16 protein-coding genes are annotated in these 15717 nt (G+C 52.5%); 5 read left to right on the plus strand and 11 right to left on the minus strand.

Annotated elements, in window-relative coordinates:
- Position 1: 1 nt before the first annotated feature.
- Both MY069_RS02360 and MY069_RS02365 read right to left on the minus strand, forming a co-directional pair.
- Entirely contained in the window at positions 2-1288 is a 1287-nt protein-coding gene (locus tag MY069_RS02360) for an efflux RND transporter periplasmic adaptor subunit (protein ID WP_482795475.1), read from the minus strand.
- Positions 1285-2571 (minus strand): TolC family protein, encoded by a 1287-nt coding sequence (locus MY069_RS02365; RefSeq protein ID WP_482795476.1) that lies wholly within the window; start codon positions 2569-2571, stop codon positions 1285-1287. Before MY069_RS02365 ends, MY069_RS02360 begins: the two co-directional genes overlap by 4 nt.
- A gap of 191 nt (positions 2572-2762) precedes the next feature.
- Between MY069_RS02365 and MY069_RS02370 the strand changes: the two genes are divergently transcribed.
- Positions 2763-2915, plus strand: coding sequence for a hypothetical protein (locus MY069_RS02370; protein WP_482795477.1), 153 nt, complete (start codon positions 2763-2765; stop codon positions 2913-2915).
- 116 nt (positions 2916-3031) lie between these two features.
- On the opposite strand, the gene MY069_RS02375 is transcribed toward MY069_RS02370, so the two are convergent.
- Positions 3032-3454: a hypothetical protein gene (locus tag MY069_RS02375; protein WP_482795478.1), complete on the minus strand. Its 423-nt coding sequence runs from the start codon at positions 3452-3454 to the stop codon at positions 3032-3034.
- Between the two features lie 45 nt (positions 3455-3499).
- Positions 3500-3940: a MerR family transcriptional regulator gene (locus MY069_RS02380; RefSeq protein ID WP_482795479.1), complete on the minus strand. Its 441-nt coding sequence runs from the start codon at positions 3938-3940 to the stop codon at positions 3500-3502.
- Positions 3941-4027: 87 nt separating this feature from the next.
- Between MY069_RS02380 and MY069_RS02385 the strand changes: the two genes are divergently transcribed.
- The 3 genes from MY069_RS02385 to MY069_RS02395 are packed head-to-tail and all read left to right on the plus strand — an operon-like array spanning position 4028 to position 5706.
- Complete coding sequence (locus MY069_RS02385) at positions 4028-4672, plus strand: cation efflux transmembrane domain-containing protein (protein WP_482795480.1); 645 nt, start codon at positions 4028-4030, stop codon at positions 4670-4672.
- Complete coding sequence (locus MY069_RS02390; RefSeq protein ID WP_482795481.1) at positions 4669-5121, plus strand: methyltransferase family protein; 453 nt, start codon at positions 4669-4671, stop codon at positions 5119-5121. Before MY069_RS02385 ends, MY069_RS02390 begins: the two co-directional genes overlap by 4 nt.
- Before the next feature lie 12 nt (positions 5122-5133).
- Positions 5134-5706, plus strand: a complete 573-nt coding sequence (locus tag MY069_RS02395) for a methyltransferase family protein (protein ID WP_482795482.1) — start codon at positions 5134-5136, stop codon at positions 5704-5706.
- Positions 5707-5943: 237 nt separating this feature from the next.
- On the opposite strand, the gene MY069_RS02400 is transcribed toward MY069_RS02395, so the two are convergent.
- Complete coding sequence (locus MY069_RS02400) at positions 5944-6756, minus strand: hypothetical protein (protein WP_482795483.1); 813 nt, start codon at positions 6754-6756, stop codon at positions 5944-5946.
- 135 nt (positions 6757-6891) lie between these two features.
- Between MY069_RS02400 and MY069_RS02405 the strand changes: the two genes are divergently transcribed.
- Complete coding sequence (locus MY069_RS02405; protein WP_482795484.1) at positions 6892-8319, plus strand: vWA domain-containing protein; 1428 nt, start codon at positions 6892-6894, stop codon at positions 8317-8319.
- Between the two features lie 198 nt (positions 8320-8517).
- Here MY069_RS02405 and MY069_RS02410 read toward each other — a convergent pair whose 3' ends face one another.
- The 6 genes from MY069_RS02410 to MY069_RS02435 form a co-directional block, all read right to left on the minus strand.
- Complete coding sequence (locus MY069_RS02410) at positions 8518-8970, minus strand: YcgJ family protein (protein ID WP_482795485.1); 453 nt, start codon at positions 8968-8970, stop codon at positions 8518-8520.
- 164 nt (positions 8971-9134) lie between these two features.
- Positions 9135-9299, minus strand: a complete 165-nt coding sequence (locus tag MY069_RS02415; protein WP_482795486.1) for a NepR family anti-sigma factor — start codon at positions 9297-9299, stop codon at positions 9135-9137.
- A gap of 12 nt (positions 9300-9311) precedes the next feature.
- The gene (locus MY069_RS02420; protein ID WP_482795487.1) at positions 9312-9785 is read right to left on the minus strand and encodes an ion channel; all 474 of its coding nucleotides are present in this window, start codon (positions 9783-9785) and stop codon (positions 9312-9314) included.
- A gap of 45 nt (positions 9786-9830) precedes the next feature.
- Positions 9831-11279 (minus strand): efflux transporter outer membrane subunit, encoded by a 1449-nt coding sequence (locus MY069_RS02425; RefSeq protein WP_482795488.1) that lies wholly within the window; start codon positions 11277-11279, stop codon positions 9831-9833.
- A complete protein-coding gene (locus MY069_RS02430) occupies positions 11276-14395 on the minus strand; it encodes an efflux RND transporter permease subunit (RefSeq protein WP_482795489.1) in 3120 nt (1039 codons plus the stop codon). Before MY069_RS02430 ends, MY069_RS02425 begins: the two co-directional genes overlap by 4 nt.
- An 11-nt stretch (positions 14396-14406) precedes the next feature.
- Entirely contained in the window at positions 14407-15501 is a 1095-nt protein-coding gene (locus MY069_RS02435; RefSeq protein WP_482795490.1) for an efflux RND transporter periplasmic adaptor subunit, read from the minus strand.
- Between the last annotated feature and the right edge of the window lie 216 nt (positions 15502-15717).

Below are 15717 nucleotides of genomic sequence, written 5' to 3' on the forward strand. Positions count from 1 at the left end.
CCTAGTGGTCGTGATCGTCGCCAAAGGCGTCTTTTTCGAGCTGAGCTTTGAGTGTGAATGCCCCATCGGCCACGAACTCATCGCCTTCGCTCAAGCCAGACAGAATGACGGTTTGTCCATCGACCTCAGCGCCAGGAACAACAACGCTTGGTTCGAAGCCATCTTTCGTGGGCACGAACACGCTTGTGCGGCCCTCGACATCGACGATTGCGCTTGAAGGAACCTGCAATCGGCTTTCTCCGTCGCCGACAGAGATGTCAGCTGTTACGAACTGACCTGGGCGTAGACGGCCTTCCGGGTTTTCAACGATCATTCGCGCCGTTGCTGTTCTGGAGGTTTCATCAATCGCGGGTAGCACAGTCGCGATTTCGCCCTTTAACAGAGCTGTGCCCGACTCCGATTTTAGAACAACCATGGAGCCGACCTGAACAGATCCGGTACTTTGTTTGTACACCGCGATATCCGCCCACAGGACACGATCATCTACGATGGTGAATAATGCCGGTGCAGCTGGATCGTCTGCTGAAACGGATGCGCCGAGTGTTGCGGTCCGCCGTGCAATCACGCCACCAATCGGCGCGCTCAAGCGAACATTGGCGAGTGTTCCGTCCGGTGCATCGCTTAGACGCTCAAGCTCTCCATGAGAAACGCCAACGGCGTGCAGTTTGTTCTCGACCCCTTCGCGATTGGCACTGGCCGCAGCTACCGCTGCGCGCGCTGCCTGAAGGTCTGCCTCTGATGTGATGCGATCAGAAAACAGCGTCTCTTCGCGCTCCAACGCCTGACGTGCGAGTTCTTCCGCTGTGTTGGCGGTCAGATACTCTGCCTTGAGGTCTGCAAGTTCTCGACTCGACAGGACGGCTAAGGTCGCGCCGCTTTTAACGGTGTCCCCCTCTTTGGCGGTTAGCCTAATAATGCGCCCGCTTATCTGAGGAGAAACAGCGGCAATTCGGTCCGCATCGAAGCGAAGTTCTGCTGGCAGCGAAAGGGACTGTTGAAGCGGTGCTCGTGCAGCGCGCGATACGCGAATACCAGCTTCAGCAGCAGCGTCTCGAGAAAGTTCAACATGATCGCTGTGTTCGCCTTCGTCTCCATGGCCGTGTTCGTCATGATCACCGTCTTCATTATCATCGCCCTCGTGATCTTCGTGGTCGTCGTGGTCGTCATGATCATCGTGTTGAGCATCTGCGGCGTCTATCGCTGTTTGAGGGCTGGGTTGCTCGTTCCCACAAGCGGTCAAGGTGAGTGCAGCGGCAAAGGCTGCAAGAACGTAAAGTCTCGTGGTCATCTATTATCTCCATCGAAGGGCGCTGCACCGACAAGCGCTCGCAGGCGCAAGTCTTCGCTTCGCAATGCAAGCCCAGCTTCGATTACCGCCAGTCTTGTATCGAGCAGTGCTGAACGGGCGTTTAGGGTCGTGGTCAGATCAAAACGACCCGCCTCGTAACCGCGCAAAGCAGCATCGTAGGCCTCCTGCGCGGCCGGAAGAGCGTCGGCGTTCAAGATATCCAACCGGTTCTGAGCAGCGTTGAGCGTTGCAACTGCGCTGCGCTGCGCGGCCAGAAGACGTTGCTCGGTGGCAGCGCGTCCTAATGCAGCCGCCTCACCGCGATATGTTGAAGCGCGCACCTGATCTCGCCCTCTGTCAAACAGGGGCAGAGGAACACTGACACCAGCCACCAAAGCCTGGTCGCCGGTCTGTTCAAAGCGTCTGATGCCCGCCGAAACCGTAACATCCGGCATCGCTGTAGAACGTGCCAGATTGCGTTCAGCATCTTGTCTGCGAAGCTTTGCTTCGGCCACCTCAAGGGCTGGGTGCTTCCTGACCTGCTCAACCTCGATGTCGGGGCCTGTTACCGCGGTATTCTTGGGGTCAGAAAAAACCGGCTCCGCGCTACCCCACAACAAAGCAAGCGCGTATTTCTTCTGCTCAACATTGGCTTTGGCTGTTACCACTGACGCGCGCAGGATTGCAGCGTCTGCCCGTGCTCGGGCAAGTTCTGGCGGGGCTGCAGCACCGGCGCCCACGCGCCGGTCCACTGTGTCTGCGAGCTGATCGGCAAGAACGGCGCTATCCTCAGCCAGCTCCACAAGGTCCAAGGCTGCAACGAGTTCGGCAAATGAAATCGCCGCCTCCATCTCGGATTCTCTTAGAATGAGAGTGCATTCGGCGCTAGCGAGCGCTTGACGCGCACGAGCTGCGCGTTCGGTTAAGAAACGTTTGCCGCCGAGACGGAAGGTCTGTTCAATCGCAAACGTCGTTTCAGTTTGATCAAAACGAGACAGTGCACCACTTCCTGAAAAATTCTCCAGCTCAACTGACAGGCTGGGATTAAGCCAACGGCTTGCCTGATCAGCTTCAGCGTTAAGCGCGCGCGTCTCTAGACCAGCGGCGCGAACTGCCGGTGAGACCTGACGCACTTCGGTCAAGACAGCTCGAAGCGTCAACGGCTCTCCAGCAATAATCTGCGATGGTGCGGACAATCCACCATCGCAAGGTGAAGCGTTGGCGCCCATGGAGATGGCGGAAAGCGCGAGGGCCGCTATTGAGCCCTTCAAGATAAGTGACATTGGTAAAAATCCTCAAGCTGATTCAGAATTCGCGCGCTGCTTAAGACAACGCGACATTTCGAAGATCAGGCTCGGGGAGGTCGGTAGAGGCTTCCAGGTGGAAGAGATATCAAGCTCTCACTAATCGGCGGGCGGATGGATTGGATGCCCGCATGGAAGATGCACTCTGAAGTCGTGTCTCTTCGAAGAAGGTGGATAAGGCACGGCCCGCAATTGTGGGCGTGATGTTCATGTTCGTCGTGATCGGAGTCGCCATCGCCATGCGTTTCAGCGAAATGCTCCAAGTCGCATGTATTGGCGGTCTCTATTTGGGCGTGTTCAGCCTCAGCCATAGGCGCGATTAGGAACGCACACGCAATAAGCGCAGCGGCCACGAGCCGAGTGGAGGAAATAAACAACGACAACATCATTTTGGAACTACTAAATCCTATTCACGGAACCGTTAAGGTGGTGCGACGATTTAATGCGCATCATGATCATGCCCCATGGTGATCTCAATATCGGAACAACGTATACGCGCGCGTTCTCGACCGTCTGCGTTCTTTGTAATAAATTGGGTCTCATCCAGTTTTACAATTTCCAGCACAACAGGTGTCTTGGAGCGGCCATCGCCACTCAATGGAAAATCATTATGCGTCATGGTCAGTTCAGACTCATTCGCCGACCACGCCCCGACGCTGTGTAGGTCGCCGTCCTTTTTCAGGAACACCGCGACAACGCCGTCGGACATAAAGTGTGTGATCGGAGCGGTGTGACATTCCTCGAGTGTATTCCCGCTCGCCCAGGCCCCCGTGATTTGTGTGCTGACCGTTTCAGCGGATGCAACCGCGCTAGCGCATGCGCCAGCCATGATGGTCAAGATCGTCGTAATGGAATGTCTCATGAGATGATTTTACCCTCTACAGTGGCTGGAGGGTCAAGCGCGAATTTACATTGGCTGCAATCGTTCATGCACTTGCTCCAAGCATTCGTCGTGATCATTCAAGGCAGCCATCACCCGACACGTTCCAACCTTGCCGCCTTCGCAACTGGAAATCATTCGTTTAAGTTCAGCTTCCAACGCTTCAAGCTGATTGAGGCGCTTTCGGACGTCGGAGAGCTGTCGTCTCGCGATGGCGTCCACTGCAGCGCAGTCTTCACCTGGCTCAGCCTGTAATTGGATTAAGTCACGCACCGCCTCCATGGGGAACCCAAGGTCACGTGCATGGCGAATGAACGACAATCTATGAACTGAATCATCGCCATAGAGGCGCTGTCCGCTTTCACTTCGATCGGGTTCACCCATGAGATCAATAGACTCATAGTAGCGAATAGTGGTGACTTTCACACCTGCCGCCGTGGACAAACGGCCAATAGTCATTGGTTTCATCAAAAATCACTCAAAGGCTTGCATCTACAGCGACTGTAGACTGTAGGGTTTAATAAATTCTGGTCAAACGAAAAGAAGGATGACCCAATGTCCGGTTGCTGTGATGACAAAGTGTTCGATGGGATGAGCGATGGGTACAAGCGAGCTCTTATCGCGGTTATTGCCGTTAATGCCGTCATGTTTGTCGTAGAAATGACGGCGGGCATAACTTCTGGATCCCAGTCTCTCAAAGCAGACGCATTAGATTTTGCCAGCGACACAGCGACGTATGGCCTGAGTCTGATGGTTATTGGGGCATCCGTCAAAACACGGGCACGCGCCTCACTCGTGAAGGGAGTATCGTTGGCTCTAATAGCTGTCACCATTTTGGCTATGACCGGTTTGCGCGTGTTAAACGGCGCTCCGCCAGAAGCTGGAACGATGGGTATTGTTGGGTTACTTGCGTTAGCGGCCAACCTGACCAGCGTGTTCATTTTATTGCACTGGAGGGATGGAGACAGCAACGTAAGATCCGTTTGGTTATGCTCGCGCAATGATGCAATCGGAAACGTCGGCGTCATAGTAGCTGGTGGACTGGTGGCATTTACGGGTGCGGCTTGGCCCGATCTTGTCGTCGCCACACTACTTGCAGGATTGTTTCTCAAATCCGCAGCTGCCATTTCGGCTCAAGCGTTACACGAGTTGAAGGTCGACGCCGTCAGCTCACGACCCGGTGCGGAGGCAACGCCATGACATTTCGTGTTCCGCCTGTCATTTATTTGGCGATCTTCGCAATCCTTGGATGGGGACTTTCGATCCTTTTACCTCAGCTTGATTTTGCATGGAAAATGAAAGGCATTCTAGGGTGGTTTCTAGTTTCCTCTGGAGTAATTCTCCTCTTGCTCGCGGTAGGGATGTTCACGCGTGCCGAAACCACGATTAACCCAATTCGCCCAAACGATGCAGAAGCCTTGGTCACCAAAGGACTTTATCGATTTAGTCGGAATCCCATGTACCTGGCGCTAGCGATCATCCTTTTTGGAGGTGCATTTCTCGTTGGAAATATTGCGTCATTTGCAACGACCGCGCTTTTTGTCGTGGTGATGACCCGATTCCAAATACAGCCCGAAGAACGCGCGCTCGAAGAAAATTTTGGCGATGAATATCGGAACTATTGCCAACGGACGCGGCGTTGGATTTAGGAGAAACGAGGTATGAATATTTTACCGCCATGGATCACTTGGGTCACGTTTGGTCTCTCGCTAATTGGAGTATTGAGCATCTTCGCTCTTTCCGCTCTTTCCATGCTCAAACGAGACTTTCAGTTCTTCCCGCCTCCCGGCAAGCAAAGCTGGCAACACCTAACGTTTCTAACTCTATTTCGGTTGTTCCTTTATCCGCTTCTCGCGTTATCTCTCCTCACTTTCAAACCGGTCAGCGGGCCCGATGTATTTCTTATTTACACAATTGGAGGGTTGCTCATGTTGATCGGATTCGGACTCGCCTTCCGGATTACGCTTCAGATGGGGTGGAGAAACGCATTCGGGGAAAAACGCGGCCTTTTGAAGACTGGTTGGTTCGCACGGAGTCGAAACCCGGTTTACGTCGCAACGTGGATTGCTCTCATAGGCTGGGGCTTGGTCGCGAGTGACAGTCGTATCGTCATTCTACTCATTCTCTGGGCGGTGTTGTATTGGATCGCCCCAAGCTTCGAAGAGCCATGGCTCGAACAGCAGTACGGCGATGAGTACCGAGCGTACAAGGCTCAGACACCCAGGTTTATCTGAATGGATCGGCACAACCTGGCTACGAACTGGCCACGACAGAGCGCTTCAATCGGCTATAAACTACTACGTTAAGCTACGAGGGGCTACGACACGCTTCACAATACTGCAATTTTTTCAGTGCGATAGGCTTCCCAACGGACCTTGCCAAGATAGGGCTCGTCATTCCTATTAGCGGACGTTAGCAGCGAGTTCTCAGTGGCGACAAACGGATGCTGGTAATTGCCGATGTCGAATGGACTAGTTACCGTCGCTCGAGCTTTGGTTCGCCGCGGCTTGAGCGGTGGTCGTTGGCTCTATGAGGTGTACCTTTTGTTTCAATGGCCAATCAGCGATCATGTGTAGGTAAAGGGATATGACGAGCGTGGAGATCGTAATCACCTTTGACGAAGTACCTATCCAATCGTCTCCGACGTGATTCAAACAGAAATACACGACGTAGATGTACATGAAGACGAAGATTAGCATTATCGGCAGCAACGCTAGCAATGTCGCCGAATAATAAACGATCCTGCTGAAAGGAGTTGGTTCAATATGGACGGGATGGAAAGTATTGAAACGCACCCGAAAGATTTTGAGGAACAGTTGTTGGGGGGCTTTTGAAGCGCTGAGAATATCCGGATCTACACTAGAATTCCCCGTCATTTTGATTGAGAACTGATCCATTAAGCCGGTGTAGGCACCGACAGATATCCCATAGACGCAGCTAAAAAAGATCGTGATCGCCGCATAGATCGACAACAAAGGGTTTAGGCCCGGTATCGAGGCTAAGCTAACATTCAATATCGGCAGCGAAATGTCTTGCCCATTTGAGACCAAGATCATCGCAAAAATGCAAAAGAAGACATTTCTCAAGAATGTGTTTCTTTGCTTCTCAATCGCGGCACGTTGCTGAACGATTCCATCATAAGTCTCTTTGGAGTAGTATTTGTTCTCGCCTGCGCTCGCTAAATCGACCTCGCGCTGGAAAAGGAGACGCGACCTGACTTGCGCTGAATATCGATCGAAGAAGTGTTTCTGGTTTTCCGACAAAGTATCTACCTTCGCATGCATAGGTCGGAGCCATCAAATTGAGCCGACCAAAAGAATCGAGTCAAAGACTATATTAAGAGCATGATTCTTGTTTTTGCGCACTACTTGAATTGCATGTAATTGAACAAGAACTAGCAGCTAAGCCACGATTGGTTCATGATGTTACGCTCAATTTTTATTTTCGCTTTTGTTGCGCTTTCTTGGTTGCAAGCGCACGCCGAAAAAACATACATCCTGATCGATCATTCAGCGTCTATGGCAAACGAAGGTGCACAAGAGGAAGCCCGGATAGATCTTCAGCACTTTGTGAGCAATTTAAACGACTCAGACGAGATCTCCGTTGCCTACTTTGGCGGAAGCAATGGAGGAGACTGCCGGAGCGACGTCACCGTTCCTAGTCCTGTCTTGAAGTCGCAAATCCAATTGTCCAATCCTCAGTTCTTAGCCGATGGAGACAATCCGCTGCTGGCCGCGCTCGACGAGATCAGTAGCCGTCATTCCTCTGACGCAGCCCGCGTGATCGTAGTGTCGGACTTCGATGCTGTTTGCGGTGCGACGCAAAGCGCGTGCATGGCTGTCTATGGATATCGAGAACTTTTTCCCAACATAAATTTTGAATTCGAACCCGTAGGAGATGTGGCGGCACAAACGGAATTGTTTCAGTGTTTGCTTTCATCACTCGAGCCTGCAGAAAGCAATGAAACCAAACGATTTGCTTTCGATGTTGATATATCGACGAGCGGATCGGGGGTAGAAAACGACTATTCCGTTACGCTGGTTGCGCTGAACTATCTGGCTGCGCTGATTGTTATGATGTTCCTCGGTTGGTTGGTGAGCATTGGCTCAAGGCACAACGCGAAAGTAAGAGGCCATTCGGGTGAATTAGTTCCTCGAAAATACCTTTTTCAACGGGGCAAACTGAGTGTCACGTCCATCGACTTTTCTGTCTTGGTTCTAACTCTAATTTTCGTGATTGGGTTCTCAATTACGTATTATTGTCTCTATTCGTCAGCCGCGTCTTCGTGGCAGCAAACCTTCGAGTTGCTGAACGATAGATTTGGCGCAGGCGTCGCTTCTACACTGTTAGTTGGGTTTTTGGGATGGTGTGCATACACAACTTACAATGATCGATTGATTAGACTTGAGTCAGGGTTCTCAGATAAGCTGAAGGAGCTACAAACGGAAACTCAACGCAACAAGTACCAACAGATTTTGTCCGCTATTGAGAGCACCTTCGAGCAAAACCTGGAGCTGATAGAGAAACAAAAATCAGCCGTAAAACAACTTCCGGCTTATGACCAATCTGACGAGCTAGAAAACTTGCACACCGAGCTCGTTACATCCGCGCGCGACTTATGGGCCGCCATAAAAACCTCGGTCACACCAGAAAAACCCGATGCATGGAGAAAGTCATCTTTCCTTCGTCCGCTTGCGCTCTTCAAGGACGTGAACAGAAACGCGCCGAAAGCTGAATCAGCGGCGTCTGACTACGCTCGACGACTTGAGAGATGGACTTCTAAGTGTGAAGAAATCAACTCCAGGAAATTGCAAACTTCGACCACGGGGAGTGCAGATCGTCCATAAGCGAGAGAGACACTTCTGAGCTAACCTCTCTTATCGCAATATCGGGTTATGTACCTCCTTGATCCCTAACAGTTTGAAGCTCTAATTCGCTTTAGAACAACAATTGTCGTCGAATCCTAACGTCTCCATTTGCTCGCATCGCAGAAACCGGGCAGTCCAATGAGTCCTCTAGGTTTCAATCTTCAAAAGTAAAGAATGCTAGTATTCCGGGGAAAACCCGAATAGCGCTGCTGTATGCGCGATCAATGTCACTCCGCGTTCAAAACGGGTGCCGTCTATCGACCTGCATTCTCGAATAACCAGATTGCAACCGATTTTCGTCTTCATCTCGAAATACCCACGCTCCGGGTCAAACAGTCTCCCATAGTTTTCCATCAGATCATCCGCTGCTTGATCCGATATGTATTTTCGGGTCCATTTCTCAGAAGGACCCTCGAGATCAAAACAGGCCCCCGCCAGATGACCATCGGTCGAATTGAGGGATTCGCAAATCACGCCTCGAATTGGAGAGTAATTTGTTGGCGGGATGAGATCGACATACCCTGTCGGTGTGACTGTACCGCTTTTTCGCTCTAGAGGTGGCGTGGCCTCGCCTCCACACCCGCTCAATGCCATTGAAACCAATACTGCATAGGCGAAAATTTTCATCATTCTTTGCTCCTTGTCTGTGAGCCTGCGTTGGGATGTTCGCGAGCCTTCCAAAGCTGAATGTCGCTGCAACACTGGCCACTCTTTGGCGAAAGAGGGTCAATTCCGCTACTCGCTTTGAAGGCTTCAAACCAAAGCGTGAGCCATCGTTATTGAGCCCGGCGCTATCATTCCAAATCCTTTAGGCGCTTCACCAAATCCACAAGCCTTTGGGGGACAGGCTGCTTCAAAACAGACTCGTACTCCTCTCGAAGACGACGAATGGAGGGCGATTGGAGAGTGGTTTCTCCCTGCGCGTTCCGCTCTGATGGCTTTTTTTCCTTGCTCGTCATCTTGGCATTACGTCAAAAGGGTCGGCGTTTCTGGGTAGCATCAGTGTTGACTTGCATTTCGACCGGCAGATCATTTTGGCGAAGGCGACGCAGCACTTCGAACAGGAAAGCGGTGTTAAGTCCAAACAGGATAAAGCCATCGATCGCGATAAAACCAGACAGGAGCCGCCATTCATTCGGTAAGATAATATCGCCAAAGCCCAGCGTGGTGAATGAAATCATGGCGAAATAGAGCGCCGCTTCAAACGCCCCAAAAATCCCCAAAGCGAAGAGTGTGAGCGCCCACAAAATCATTATCAAGATCAGTCCAAACACCAACCAGATCGTCATAAAGGTGAGCGTCAGCACATGTCTGACCAAGAGGTTCCCCGTCTGAAGCCACGCGCGATGTCCCATCAGCCTTTCAGCAGCGATAACAATGAAGAAGGCGCCGACGATCTTGGTCAACGCTACGAGTGATACGCCGATTGCAAATTGTGTAATCATGCCATCCTCATGAACTGCTCTGATCGGGCGGGGATTTACAGCGCACTATCCATCTTTTGTTTGAGCGAGGGTTTGCTCCGCAGTGTCCCAACCCCCGCCTAAGGATTGATAGACGCGGACAACGGCTTCAATTTTGTCAGCTTCGGTTTCTGCAATGCTGCTCTGTAAGCCCGTGAGCCGTCGCTGCGCTTCCAACACGACGAATAAGTCATCGACACCACTTTGATATCTCAACTCAGCGAGTTCCAAAGCGCGCAATCGTTCGGTTCGAGCCGACTGGAGTTGATCGAGTTTTTGATCTGCAAAGACATAGGTCGACAAGGCTTGCTCGACGTCTCGATAGGCATTGATGACGCTCGCATCATAGCTCGCGAGGGCCGCTTCCGCGCCGGCTTCGGCGATCGCTATCTCGGCTTTCCGGCGACCATAATCGAAAACCGGCCAATCAAGTATCCCAGCTAACGACAAGACTTGGCTTGGGGACGTAAACAAGTCGCTCAAATCTAGTGCGTTTGTGCCAACACTGCCGGTCAACACGAAGCTAGGATAAAGGTCTGCCACTTCAAGCCCGATGGTCGCGACTGACTGCGCATAGCGTCGTTCAGCGGCCCGAACATCCGGTCGGCGGCGAATTAAGTCACTTGGCAATCCAAGTGGAACAGAAGGTGTAACCAATTCGGTCTCAGTGGGCTCGATTAAGTCTTCCACCAAACCGAATGGAGCCTCCCCCATTAGAGCCGCGATATTGGCGGCAAATATACGCTGGGCTGCTAGCAGATCCGATTGCACGGCCAAGGTTTCTTTTAGGTCCGCCCGGGCGCGAACGATATCAAATTCACTGCCGAGTTCTTGCGCGGATAGAAGTTCAGTGAGCTCAACCGTTTTGCGGGCGATCCGCTCATTTTCTTGCGCAACGCGAAACTGGTTTTGCGATGAGCGGAGGTTCGCATAATTCAGGACCACTTCGCTAATCACGACCAGCATCACGCCGCGGCGGTCTTCAATACTCGCGGCATAAGAGGCCTCGGACGCTTCAACGCTGCGCTGGACCTTGCCGAATAAATCGACTTGCCAGGCTGCATCAGCGCTCACATCAAACAGTTCAGAGTTCAATACCCCTTGCGCAGGCGTCAACGCCACTTCGCTGTTTTCAAAGGTTTGCGCGCTCCCAGAGACATTCACGCTTGGATACAGAGCTGCCGACGCGATCTTCCGATTGGCTTTTGATTGTTGAACGCGCGCTGTCGCCACTCGCAGGTCTGGGTTTTGTACAAGTGCCGTTTCAACCAGGCGAGAGAGCTCTTCATCACCAAATGATTGCCACCAATCGGGCTTAAGCTCTAAGCCTTCTGCAACCAGGTCCGGATGACTCCCAGTCAATGAGCTGAACGCATCAACCTGCAACGGTGTTAGCGGCGCATAGTCAGGCCCCATCACACAGCTTGCCGCGGGTGTCGCAAATAGAAGCGCGATGAGAGAAGCGGATTTAGTCATGATGCTGGTTCCTCAATCAGGTCCATATCCATCGGTGGAGTTTGCGGGTTTTTGTTCGGTCGGATACCAAAGAACAGGCAATACAATGCCGGCACGACACCGAGGGTCAGCACTGTGCCGACCGCTAAGCCGAAGGCCATGATTGAGGCCATTCCAAAGAACAAAACATCGCGCCCAATAATGAGCGGCAGAAGGCCAATAATCGTCGTGATCGTCGTAATGATAATCGCGCGCAGGCGTCGCACACAGGCGGTTACGACGGCATCCCAATCTGAGTGCTCTCCACTGGCACGTTCGATGTCGATGCGGTCGATTAGGACAATCGCATTATTGACGATGATCCCCGCCAAGGCGAACAATCCTAGGATAACGAGGAATCCAAAGTCTGCTTGCATGGCGCGCAAACCAAGTCCGACGCCAATGACAACCAGTGGGATCGTCATCATGACGATGAGCGGCCGTCGATATCCGTTGAACTGAGCAACGAGAAGCAAGACAGCCAGACCGATACAAAGCGGAAAATTCGCGAAGAGCGCGGCGCGACCAATCGCGGCATCGGTAATGATCCCATCGAACTCAATTGTGTGCCCCGGTGGGAGTGTTCTCTCCAGTTCCGCCAGCGGACCTTTCAACATCGGCGCCATGTCCTCAGGGGATAGCCGCAAATTACGTGCTTCCACCGTAACTGTCGGGGTCAAATCCTCGCGCTGGATGAAAGGAAAACCAACACGCTGTTCGATTTGAGCAACTTGCCCAAGCGGGATGCTTTCGGTTGAACCTCGTTTAAAAATAGAGAGTGCGCCAATCCGGCCGGGGTCACTTCGCTCATCAGCGATCGCTCGAGAAACGATCGGGTAGACGTCGTCACCATCGCGATAGAGGGAATCGGATGCGCTCGATACATAGTTCGACAGCGTGCTGGCAATGTCAGTGGAGCTGATGCCTGCCGTTCGCGCGAGCTGCTGATCAATTTCAATATCGTAGCGGGTGACGGGATTATACCAGTCACTCCAAACGTCTATTGTGCCTGGCACAGAATTTAGGATTTGTTCCAGCTGTTTGGAGGTCTCAAAGATGTAGTCCTTATCCGGTCCTTTGATTTGCACCTGGATGACATTGGGATCGGACGGTCCCAAGAACATGGCGGAAACCCTAGCCTCAACATCGGTCACTTGCGCCCTGAAATCATTTCGTAATTTTGGGATGACGGAATCTAGTGCGGCCCGATCTTCTGCGTTGACGACGATAAAGCCGACATGCGGCGCTTGATCGAGCGGTGCGAGTGAAAGCACAAAGCGCGGGCCACCAAAACCGACATAGCCCGCCATGTCACCGAGTTCGGGATAGCGTTCTTCATCGAGCATGATGTCCATCATGTCGTTCAATCGTGCTTGTGTGGTTCTGGTGGTGACGCCGGCTGGCAGGTTCACGTAGATCAGAACTTGCGCGCGGTCAGAGTCCGGGAAGAACTTTGCTGGCGTTGCGCGCACCAACATGCCGCCCAAAGGCAAAAGCGCAAACATGGCGATCACGAACACGAACCGTATCCGAAGAATTCCGCGCAATATGCGATCATAAGCGAACTCGACAGCACCGAAGATGCCACCCGATCGACTGGCGTCTGCGGCTTCGCCTGGCTTGGGTGCCTTTAAGAACATGTGACACAGTGTTGGGGTCACCGTCATGGCGAGCACCCAGGATGCGAGCAAGGTAATCAGGATAACAAGCGAAATATTGCGCGTGTACTCGCCAGACTCGTGCTGCGCGAGCATTAGCGGCATGAACACCAAAATGGTGGTGAGCGAGGACGAAAGAAGCGGAATCGAAAGCTCTTTTCCCGTCTCTTTCAAGGCTCGATCGCGGTCTCCGGTTTCAGCTAAGCGCCTTTTAAAATCTTCCGCGATCACAACGCCATTATCGACGAGCAGCCCGAGCGCAATGACAATGGTTGCCAAACTCATGCGCTCTAACGTCATGTCGAAAAAGCCCATAACGGCAAGCGTGACGAGAACAACGGCCGGTACAATTGAGCCAACAACTAAGCCCGTTCGCAATCCTAAAAAGAGGATGACAACGGCAAGGACTATGCCGAGCGTTTGGAGCACGTTCGAAGTGACGCCATAAACAGCGCCAGCAACTTGTTCCGCTTGCCATGTGACGATGTCGAGCTCTAACCCTACAGGTAAATTGGACCGCAGCGATTGGATGCCGATATCTAATCGGTCAGCGTACCCAAGCGCACTTTGCCCATCGCGCATAACCACAGATAGAATGATCGCCGGTTGGCCGTTGAAATATGCGCTTTGACGCGCAGGATCTGCATATCCGTGAGACACATCCGCGATATCATTTAAACGGAGCAAAGTCCCATCCGAAGGCACGCGAACCAGGAGGTTTCTAATCTCATCAACCGATTTGAATTCACCGGATGGAATGAGCGTGAAAGCGCGGTCGCCTGTATCGAGGACCCCTCCCGATGCAATTATGTTTTGCTCTCTCAAAGCTGCGCGAACATCTTGAGGATTTAATCCCGCACCGGCCAATCGAGCGTTTGTTGTTTCGATAAAAACACGCTCTTCAAGCGCGCCAATGATTTCGATTTTCTTTGTTCCATCGACCGCATTGAGCTGTTCGCGGGCAAATTCCGCAAAATCGAAAAGTTCCTGGTTGGAATAGTCTTCGCCATGCAGAGCGAGCGTCGCAACGGCAACATCGCCGAAATTATCATTCACTTGCGGCACACTCGTTCCAGAGGGAAGCCGCGGATGAGCCGTCTCGACGGCTTCTTGTAGTTCATCCCAGATTCGATCCAGATCAGTTGTATCCTGATAGGCTCTTGCCTTGATGATTGTATAGCCGTCAGCCGATGTTGAGCGGATTTCTTCGACTCCCGCGACGGTGAGAATGGCCTCTTCCAATGGTTTCGTGATGAGATCTTCAACCCGGTCTGCGGGCAGACCAGGCAAGTTCGCGGTGACGATGGCTTCGCGAATAGTGATACTCGGGTCTTCTTGCGCAGGTAGCGTGAAAAATGAAATCGCACCGAAAACCATGCTGGCAAGCACAGCTAGGAGGACGACCGGTTTGTATTGATAAGCAATGTTGGACAGGTTCATGAAAAGCGCCTCTAATCGTCGTAACGGACGTTCTCGACGCCAGCGGGGATAACCGCTTCACCGTCATTCAGGAGATCTGCTCCGCGCACTACGATCAAATCGTCGGGCGAGAGACCGGAAAGCACCTCGACACTACGACCGTTTGGCGTGCCAAGCTCGACTGGGCGTTTCACAACCGACTGATTGTCCGGAGAGATGAGGAAGACATAGGTGCTGCCATCTGGATCGATCGCGTAGCCCCCCAGAGGTATCCGAAGGGCGCTTTCTACGTTTGCGGCTTGCACAAAAGTGGCTTCGACAGACATGCCCGCGGTTAGTCGAACGCTATCATCAGCAGTGATGTCGATCGTGACCGGATAAAGGCCGGCTTGGTTTGAGCGAACACCAATCTCGGAAACTTGCCCTGACAGAATTTCACCATTTGCCGAGGTCGTGAGCTCTACCGCGTCGCCAACAGAGACTTGCGACAAATTTCGGTCGGGCAAGGCAATCTGCGCTTCAAATCCTGAATCTGCGCCATCAACACTGAATATGGGTTGCCCGGCCGCCACCACTTGCGATGGTTCAACATGTCGAAACGCTACTTCCCCATCGAATGGGGCCCGCAGTACTGTGAAAGCAAGACGTTGGCGCGCCGTCGCAACTTGGCTCTGCAGCACTTGGACCGCGGCCTGAGCGCTATCGAGACGGACTTTTGCTTGATCAATCGCAGTGCCTGAAACGGCGCCGGTTCCATCGAGACCGGCCAGCCTTTGATAGTCTAGCTGGGCCTCGTTTAAGGTGGAGCGCGCACTCGCTAGATCTGCTTCACGCGCGCGAATATCCAGGCGTTGAGTCGTATCCTCTACTCGGCCGAGCGCATCTCCGCGCTGAAACGTGTCACCAAGATCAACGTCCAGGCTGATCACACGCCCGCCGACTTCGAACGCAATTTCACTGCGCTCGGTGGTTTGTACTGTTCCCGGAAACGCAAATCCAAGATTGCCGTAGAAGGCGGACACGGGTTCGACAATCACAGTGCGAGGATTGGGAAGTTCCGTAGGAGCTTCCGGACTACAACTTGTAATTAGACCGGCTGCGATTAGCGCCGATATCGATCTGGCCATGCAAATCCCCATGTTTATGTCACCAACCGCGGCTCGTGACGTCGATAATTGAAGGCTCAAACTTCGCCTGTACCTTGGGGCTCATCTCAGCAGCCCAAGTGGTTTCGGTTTGACCTTTAATTCATAAATTGACCCGCGGGTCGTTATATGACCCAGTGGTCAAACGCAAGTGAATATCTGTATTTCTTGCAAGTCGGAGCCAAGAGCGGCTATCTA

This window comes from Hyphomonas sp. ske169 (genome assembly GCF_056850855.1).

Bases quoted from the DNA above. Each gene is read 5' to 3' on its own strand.
- MY069_RS02360 (WP_482795475.1), bottom strand. From the start codon at position 1,288: ATGACCACGAGACTTTACGTTCTTGCAGCCTTTGCCGCTGCACTCACC.
- MY069_RS02365 (WP_482795476.1), bottom strand. From the start codon at position 2,571: ATGTCACTTATCTTGAAGGGCTCAATAGCGGCCCTCGCGCTTTCCGCC.
- MY069_RS02375 (WP_482795478.1), bottom strand. From the start codon at position 3,454: ATGAGACATTCCATTACGACGATCTTGACCATCATGGCTGGCGCATGC.
- MY069_RS02380 (WP_482795479.1), bottom strand. From the start codon at position 3,940: ATGAAACCAATGACTATTGGCCGTTTGTCCACGGCGGCAGGTGTGAAA.
- MY069_RS02385 (WP_482795480.1), top strand. From the start codon at position 4,028: ATGTCCGGTTGCTGTGATGACAAAGTGTTCGATGGGATGAGCGATGGG.
- MY069_RS02390 (WP_482795481.1), top strand. From the start codon at position 4,669: ATGACATTTCGTGTTCCGCCTGTCATTTATTTGGCGATCTTCGCAATC.
- MY069_RS02395 (WP_482795482.1), top strand. From the start codon at position 5,134: ATGAATATTTTACCGCCATGGATCACTTGGGTCACGTTTGGTCTCTCG.
- MY069_RS02400 (WP_482795483.1), bottom strand. From the start codon at position 6,756: ATGCATGCGAAGGTAGATACTTTGTCGGAAAACCAGAAACACTTCTTC.
- MY069_RS02405 (WP_482795484.1), top strand. From the start codon at position 6,892: ATGATGTTACGCTCAATTTTTATTTTCGCTTTTGTTGCGCTTTCTTGG.
- MY069_RS02410 (WP_482795485.1), bottom strand. From the start codon at position 8,970: ATGATGAAAATTTTCGCCTATGCAGTATTGGTTTCAATGGCATTGAGC.
- MY069_RS02415 (WP_482795486.1), bottom strand. From the start codon at position 9,299: ATGACGAGCAAGGAAAAAAAGCCATCAGAGCGGAACGCGCAGGGAGAA.
- MY069_RS02420 (WP_482795487.1), bottom strand. From the start codon at position 9,785: ATGATTACACAATTTGCAATCGGCGTATCACTCGTAGCGTTGACCAAG.
- MY069_RS02425 (WP_482795488.1), bottom strand. From the start codon at position 11,279: ATGACTAAATCCGCTTCTCTCATCGCGCTTCTATTTGCGACACCCGCG.
- MY069_RS02430 (WP_482795489.1), bottom strand. From the start codon at position 14,395: ATGAACCTGTCCAACATTGCTTATCAATACAAACCGGTCGTCCTCCTA.
- MY069_RS02435 (WP_482795490.1), bottom strand. From the start codon at position 15,501: ATGGCCAGATCGATATCGGCGCTAATCGCAGCCGGTCTAATTACAAGT.